The sequence below is a fragment of the Frankia sp. CcMO1 genome, from assembly GCF_977945845.1.
The window spans coordinates 80,377-87,024 of sequence record NZ_CDWTMG010000002.1 but is presented as its reverse complement, the minus strand read 5'-3'; the positions used below and the strand labels follow the sequence as shown (position 1 = coordinate 87,024).

At 71.4% G+C, this 6,648-nt stretch carries 6 protein-coding genes; 3 read left to right on the top strand and 3 right to left on the bottom strand.

Annotation, left to right across the window (positions count from 1 at the left end; translation table 11 throughout):
- The first annotated feature begins 434 nt into the window (after positions 1–434).
- A complete protein-coding gene (locus AC08OU_RS00945; protein WP_476601832.1) occupies positions 435–1,655 on the top strand; it encodes an NAD(P)/FAD-dependent oxidoreductase in 1,221 nt (406 codons plus the stop codon).
- Positions 1,656–1,679: 24 nt separating this feature from the next.
- Here AC08OU_RS00945 and AC08OU_RS00940 read toward each other — a convergent pair whose 3' ends face one another.
- Positions 1,680–2,534, bottom strand: coding sequence for a DUF3017 domain-containing protein (locus AC08OU_RS00940; RefSeq protein WP_476601831.1), 855 nt, complete (start codon positions 2,532–2,534; stop codon positions 1,680–1,682).
- A 104-nt stretch (positions 2,535–2,638) separates the two neighbouring features.
- Between AC08OU_RS00940 and AC08OU_RS00935 the strand changes: the two genes are divergently transcribed.
- Both AC08OU_RS00935 and AC08OU_RS00930 read left to right on the top strand, forming a co-directional pair.
- The gene (locus AC08OU_RS00935; RefSeq protein ID WP_476601830.1) at positions 2,639–3,004 is read left to right on the top strand and encodes an FHA domain-containing protein; all 366 of its coding nucleotides are present in this window, start codon (positions 2,639–2,641) and stop codon (positions 3,002–3,004) included.
- A gap of 250 nt (positions 3,005–3,254) precedes the next feature.
- Positions 3,255–3,578: a hypothetical protein gene (locus AC08OU_RS00930; RefSeq protein ID WP_462189215.1), complete on the top strand. Its 324-nt coding sequence runs from the start codon at positions 3,255–3,257 to the stop codon at positions 3,576–3,578.
- A gap of 605 nt (positions 3,579–4,183) precedes the next feature.
- On the opposite strand, the gene purH is transcribed toward AC08OU_RS00930, so the two are convergent.
- Together purH and purN are read right to left on the bottom strand one after the other, a co-directional pair.
- On the bottom strand, positions 4,184–5,830 hold the full coding sequence (gene purH / locus AC08OU_RS00925) for a bifunctional phosphoribosylaminoimidazolecarboxamide formyltransferase/IMP cyclohydrolase (RefSeq protein ID WP_476601829.1): 1,647 nt from the start codon (positions 5,828–5,830) through the stop codon (positions 4,184–4,186).
- Positions 5,827–6,477, bottom strand: coding sequence for a phosphoribosylglycinamide formyltransferase (gene purN, locus AC08OU_RS00920; protein WP_476601828.1), 651 nt, complete (start codon positions 6,475–6,477; stop codon positions 5,827–5,829). The genes purH and purN overlap by 4 nt, the downstream gene beginning before the upstream one ends.
- Between the last annotated feature and the right edge of the window lie 171 nt (positions 6,478–6,648).

Below are 6,648 nucleotides of genomic sequence, written 5' to 3'. Positions count from 1 at the left end.
GCCCACAGCCATGCCCGTGAACCGTCACCCACAGCAAGATCGCTAAAGCAGGTGAATGTTTACCACGTTCCGCGCTGTACGAGGTTTTCCCGCCGGTCCCGACGACCCGGGCACCCGGTCCACCCCGCGGGCCGGGCGAGGCGGGGCATGCGTCCACCGGGGGGCAGCCGGCTGCGAGACTGGCTGGCGTGCAGACCCTCACATCCTCGTCCGGCCCGCCCGCCCCGCGTGACGAGCACCCCGGAGAGAACGCCACCACGGAGGCCCGAGGATCCGGCGTGACCCCGAGGGACGGCGTGGATCCGAGGGACGGCTCAGGTCCGCGGGAGCGGGCGGGGAGACGTGACATCACGGAAACCGCAGGACCACAATACGTAACGGCAGGACCAGTCAAGGACGCTGACACGATCACCGTCGCCACCCCGATCGTGCGCGTGGACGAGGCGGTCGATCTACTTTCCCGCACGATCGACGTCCTTGTCGTCGGGGGCGGCCCGGCCGGCAGCGCGGCGGCTCTGGGCGCCCTGCGAGAACGCCCGGACGCACACGTCGTCATCGTCGACGCCGCTGAGTTCCCCCGGGACAAGACCTGCGGTGACGGCATCGCCCCGCACGGCCTGGACGTCCTGCGTGATCTCGGCGTGACCGATGCGGTCGCCGGGTACCGGCCGGTGGACCGCATGCGCCTGCGCACCCCAGGGGGCGCCGAGGTGGCCACTCCCTCGGCCCGAGCCAACTACGTGGTACCCAGGGAGGTCTTCGACGCCCGTCTCGTGGCCGCGGCCCAGGCACGTGGGGCTCAGCTGATCCAGCGGCGCGTGCGGTCCCTGGAACTTACCGACCGGCCGCGCCTGGACGGTCGGGGACGGGAGCCGGTCGTCGTGGTCAACGGCACGCTCACGGCGCGGGTCGTCATCGGCGCGGACGGCGCGAACTCCGCGGTACGCCGCGGGCTCGGGCTGCCGGGTAACCCCCCCGAGGCGATGGCGATCGCCGTGCGGGCCTACACCGACGTCGCCTTCGACGACGGCCCCCCCGAACAGTTCATCCACATGACCGACGAGGGTTGGCCGGCCTACGCCTGGTCGTTCCCGATCGGCGACGGCCGTGCGAACATCGGCTACGGGATGCTGCGGTCCCGGCTGGCCGGCGGGACGGACGGAACGAGCGCCAAGACCGTCCTGCGCCGCACGCTCGCCCGCATGCTGCCCGAGACACCGGCGCATCCGGCCACGCTGCGGGCCCATCATCTGCCGCTGTCGACCCATCGCCCCCGGCAGCCGAACGGTCCCGTGCTGCTCGCCGGGGACGCGGCCTCCCTGATCAACCCCCTGACCGGGGAGGGCATTTACTACGCGGTGCTGTCGGGGTCGCTGGCCGGGCATGCCGCCGTCCGCGCGGCGCACCCGGCCAGCGCGGGCCGGGTCTACCGACGCGCTCTCGACGCGGAGCTGGGACGGCATCTGCGGCACACGGCCCTGCTGGCCGGTCTCGCCGGGCGGCGCCGCACGCTGATGGACGCGGCGGTGCGGGCCGCCCGCACTCGTACCGAGCTGTACGACACGCTCGTCGAGATCGGACTGGGCCGCGGCACGATCCCGGCGAGTTCCCTGACCCGTCTGGCGATGCGGCGCACCATGACCGGCCTGCGCTAACCCGCCACGGCCTACGCTAACCCGTCACGGGCCGATATAGGGAACGGCGAATGTGAGGATTATCACAGATACTCCAAACAGAAGGAGAATACCCACATCGAAGGCCCGCCCCCGCACCGCCAGCAGGCCGATCCGCCGTGCCGGCAGCACCAAACGGGCCAGAGCGGCCATCACCAGGACCACGCCGACGACCACCATTCCTCGGCGCCATCTGTCCTGGAAGACCAGCACCAGCCCGACGGTGACCCCGGCGAGCACCAACGCGAAGGTGGCCTCCCGCCGTAGCCAGCCGCCGATCCCGCCCCCGTCGTCACGCCCGGCAGTCCCGGGCCCGGCAGTCCCGGCCCCGGCGGGTGCGCCGGGCGTGACGAATGGTGGCGGGGAGGCAGCTGGGACCGGTGTTCTCCGGGATCCGGAGATGGTCCCTGCCACTGGTGGCCCAGGCTCCGCACCGACCGCCGACTTCCGGTGCTCCTCGGGGCCGACCAGCGGGGAGGACACCGGACGCCACGGGTCGTGCGATGGGATGCCGTCGCCCTCGACCCGCTCCGGTGGGGACGATCCGGGCTGACCCGGGGCGGCCAGCGGGGCCGGTGCCGGCGGAACGGGACGGTCGAACCGACGCAACCCGCGATACTCGGCGGGAAGGCGCTCGTCACGATCCTCGATCGGACGGAAGACGTCGACGCGGGTGGTGCCCGGCCACGACGGACGCCGCCGATCCGCTTCCGCCCCAGCGCGGCGCAGCGGCAGCTCTGCCCGCTCCGCCCGGGGATCGGGCGCCTCATGTCCGCCGGATCGGTACCGCCCCCCCGGCCCGGGGCGGCCTGGATCACCCCCGGGTCGAGCCGGGCCGGAGCCGCGCACCGCGTCGGGCACCCTCACCTCCGGCAGCGGTTGGGATCTCCTGCTGGACAGTGGCCCCGTACGGGACATGGTGGCGTCCCCGCCATCATCGGCGACGGCTTCCACCCGAGTGCAGGATGCATCGAACACCAATCCAACCAGGACATCGGTCCTTACCAACACACGGTAGGCCGCCTGCGGCATCCGGCGCCCACGGACGCACGAGAGCACGGCGGGGCCACGCCGGGGCGGCGCACGGCGGGGCGGCGCACGGCGGGGCGGGGCGCGGGCCGGGTGTCGACATCCCACTCGCCGGCCCCAGCGTCTCCCGGCCGCAAGCCGAGATCGTTCGACGCGGCCCGTATCTCTGCGTCTCGAGTCTCTACGTCTCCAGACGCAGGGCTGTCCCGAAACGGCGCCCGGTGAACGGCCGGCCCGTCGGGCGGCGGATCCTCCACCACGGCGATCTGCCCGATGCCACGACCTGCCGGAGCGGGGGATAACCGCCCTATATCACATGCCAGCGGTCAAAGATGCGATTACCCCATCCGAACACATCACGCGCACAATATGCAACACCCCCACCTATGGAGTCGAAATGAAATAACTTGCGCGTTTCGAACCCTCCACAGGCCTGTGACCTGCGATGATGCTCTCGATCACGTATTTGTTACTTCATTACGTCCCCTATAGGCATCATGCAGGCTTAGGGCAGACTTCCGGCCGCAGTGCCCAAGTGGGATGGAGCGTGACGTGACAGACGAATCACCACACAGCAAGAAGCTGCAGGAACTGATGTTCCGGGCCTGGGAGACCTTCGGGGACGCCCGACACCTGGACAGCGACGACCGAGTGTTCGTCCAGGCGCTGGCGAGGCAGACAGCGGATCGGATCTCAGTGCTCTACGGCGCGAGCTGGCGCGACGCCCTGGACTGGGTCGCCCATCGCTATGTGCCGAACGGCGACCAGCCCGGCGGTGCGCTCGCGGCGGCGGCCAGCCCGACGGCGACGACGTCCAACGGCAGCGCCAGCGGGCGTCGGGGCTCGGCAGCCGCGGAGGCGAACGCCGCCTCGTGAAGTGAGGGCACCGAACGGCGCACGGCGCCGTTGGGCGGCGCCACGGACGAACCACCAGAGCCACCAGAGCCGGTCGGAACATCGACCGAGGCCAGCCGGCCGGCGGGTCGGGACAGAACGTCCGGGGACAGACGACCGGGCACCGATCAGCAGTCGTCCGGTCCGCTATGGCCATCCGGTCCGCTATGGCCATCCGGAGCGGACGAGCGGACGGGAGCCCGGCCCGGCGCGGCCGCGGCCGGACTGTCGCTGTCCCAGGCCGATCATCGGCCTGACAGTGATCATCTACCGGAGGTCAACCAGCGTCCCGGACGCCTGCCCAGTGCCCGACCGGACACCCGCACCGACGCGCCGGGGGCGCCCGGCGTCGTGGCGAGCGACGGCACCGGGATCGCCGGCGACACCGGCGACACCGGCGAGTCGACTCCTTCGATCGAACTGGAGTATCGGCGTACGGACGGGCATCTGCGATGGGGCCGCCGATTCCGGTGAAGACATGCGCTGGTGAAGAGATGCGTGCCGGGGCCGCCGACGACTCCTCGGCAAAGGCTTCGGCCGGTGGCTGGCGGAACATACGCCGGTGCCACCGGCCTGGTGGCCCGCTGTCAGTGCGCGAAGTGGCGGACACCGCTGAAGTAGAGCGTGACGCTGGCCTCTCGGGCGGCCGTGATGACGAGCTCGTCGCGCACCGACCCGCCCGGTTCGACCACGGCCCGCACCCCCGCCTCGGCGAGCACCTCGAAGCCGTCAGGGAACGGGAAATAGGCGTCGCTCGCGGCGACGGCCCCCTTCGCCCGGTCCCCGGCCCGGGTCACCGCGAGCCGGGCCGCGTCCACCCGGTTCACCTGGCCCATCCCGACGCCGACGGTGGCACCGCCGGACGCGAGGAGGATGGCGTTCGACTTCACCGAGCGCACCGCCCGCCAGGCGAACCGCAACTCGGCCAGTAGGGCCTCGTCCGCAGGTGATCCCGCCTCCAGCGTCCATCCGGACGGCTCGTCGCCCGGCGCCTCGACGGCGTCCCGCGACTGCAGGAGCAGGCCTCCGCTGATCTGACGCAGTTCGATCCCGCGCTGGTGCGGCGGCGGCGGGCACTCCAGCAGCCGGATCGACGGCTTACGGGAGAGGATCTCCACCGCGGCGGGTTCGTATGCCGGTGCGACGACGACCTCGGTGAAGATCTCCGCGATCTGTTCGGCGAGCTCGACCGAGACCGGACGGTTGGTCGCGATCACCCCGCCGAAGGCGGAGACCGGGTCGCAGGCATGCGCCTTGCGGTGGGCCTCGGCGATGGTGGCGCCGACCGCGATGCCGCAGGGGTTGGCGTGCTTGATCACGGCCACGGCGGGCTCGGTGAAGTCGAACACTGCTCGGCGGGCGGCGTCGGTGTCGGTGTAGTTGTTGTAGGACATCTGCTTGCCGTGCAGCTGACGGGCCGAGGCGAGGCCGGGCCGACCCCCGGCGTCGCTCTCCACGTAGAGCGCGGCGCGCTGATGGGGATTCTCGCCGTAACGCAGGACCTCCGTACGGTGCCACTGCGCGGACAGCACGTCGGGCCATCCGCTCTCCCGCGCCACCTCGTCCGGCGCGACGGCGCCGGCGAACCACGAAGACACGGCGATGTCGTACGCCGCGGTGTGGGCGAACGCCTTCGCGGCGAGCCGACGGCGAGCGGGAAGATCATATCCGGATCCGCGGACTGCGGCGGCCAACTCGGTGTAGTCGCCGGGTGTGACGACGACGGCGACCGACGCATGGTTCTTCGCCGCCGCGCGGATCATGGCCGGACCGCCGATGTCGATCTGCTCGATCACCTCGTCCTCGCTCGCACCGGAGGCGACCGTCGCGGCGAACGGATACAGGTTGACGACGACCAGGTCGAACGGGGCGATGTCGAGTTCGGCCAGCGCCGCGGCGTGCTCGGCGTTACGCAGATCGGCCAACAGACCGGCGTGCACGTGGGGGTGCAGCGTCTTGACGCGACCGCCCAGCACCTCCGGAAAGCCGGTCACGGTGCTCACCGGTGTGACCGCCAGCCCGTGACGGGCCAGGACGTCGGCGGTCGAACCGGTCGAGACCACCTCGACGTCGGCCACGAGGAACGCCTCCGCGAGGACGTCGAGCCCGCTCTTGTCGTAGACGCTGACAAGCGCCCGTCGCAGCGGCCGCCGCCCGGTGGGGACCACTTCGCCGGGCTCGGATCCGCGGACAGCCCCGCCCTCGCCGGCCACACCTTCGCCCGATGACGTCATGATTCCTCCTGTATCCAAACTTCTACCGATGCGGGAGACCCATCCTCGCCCCGTCGAGGTCCGGCCGGGGCCGAGTCGCCGCTCCCGGCCCGCACGATCTCGCCGATCGTCGCGACGAACAGTCCTCGCTCGACGCTCTGGATCCGTGCATGAAGTGTCTGCTCGGTATCGCCTGGCTCAACCGGCACCGCCCGCTGAGTGATGATTGGACCGGTGTCAACGCCTTCGTCGACCCAGTGCACCGTCACCCCGCTGACCTTCACCCCGGCGGTCAACGCGTCACGCACCGCGGTGGCTCCCGGGAAGGCGGGCAGCAGCGACGGGTGGGTGTTGATCGTCCGGAACCGGCCGATCACCCGGGCACTGAGAATCTTCATGTAGCCCGCCAGGACCAACAGATCGGGCGCGAACTCGGCGATCCGCCCGGCCGTCGCGGCGTTGAAGGCATCCCGGTCCGCGTGGTCCTCGAGACGAACGATGAACACCGGGACCCCCGACGCCCGGGCCCGCCGTTCCGCGCCGGTGCCATAGCGGTCGGTGCCGACCGCCACGACCGCCGCGCCGAACCCGGGGTCCGCGGTTGCGTCGAGGATCGCCTGCAGGGTGGTTCCCGCTCCCGAGGCGAGCGCGACGAGACGAGCAGACACAGACACACTCCGTAAGCAGAATCGGGCGACACGACGAGCCGCCCGCTGCGCAACCGCCATCTGCGGACGGCGGCGGAACAATGGCCGGTTCGACTGTACTGACTCGACCAGCTCCGCCGCTTCCCGCCGGAAACGCGCGCACCGGCGCCCGCCGGGCGCGGCCCGCCAGGC

What these genes read in the sequence shown, in the direction of transcription:
- purH (WP_476601829.1), bottom strand. Translation starts at nt 5,830, where the DNA reads ATGACGTCATCGGGCGAAGGTGTGGCCGGCGAGGGCGGGGCTGTCCGC.
- AC08OU_RS00935 (WP_476601830.1), top strand. Translation starts at nt 2,639, where the DNA reads ATGCATCGAACACCAATCCAACCAGGACATCGGTCCTTACCAACACAC.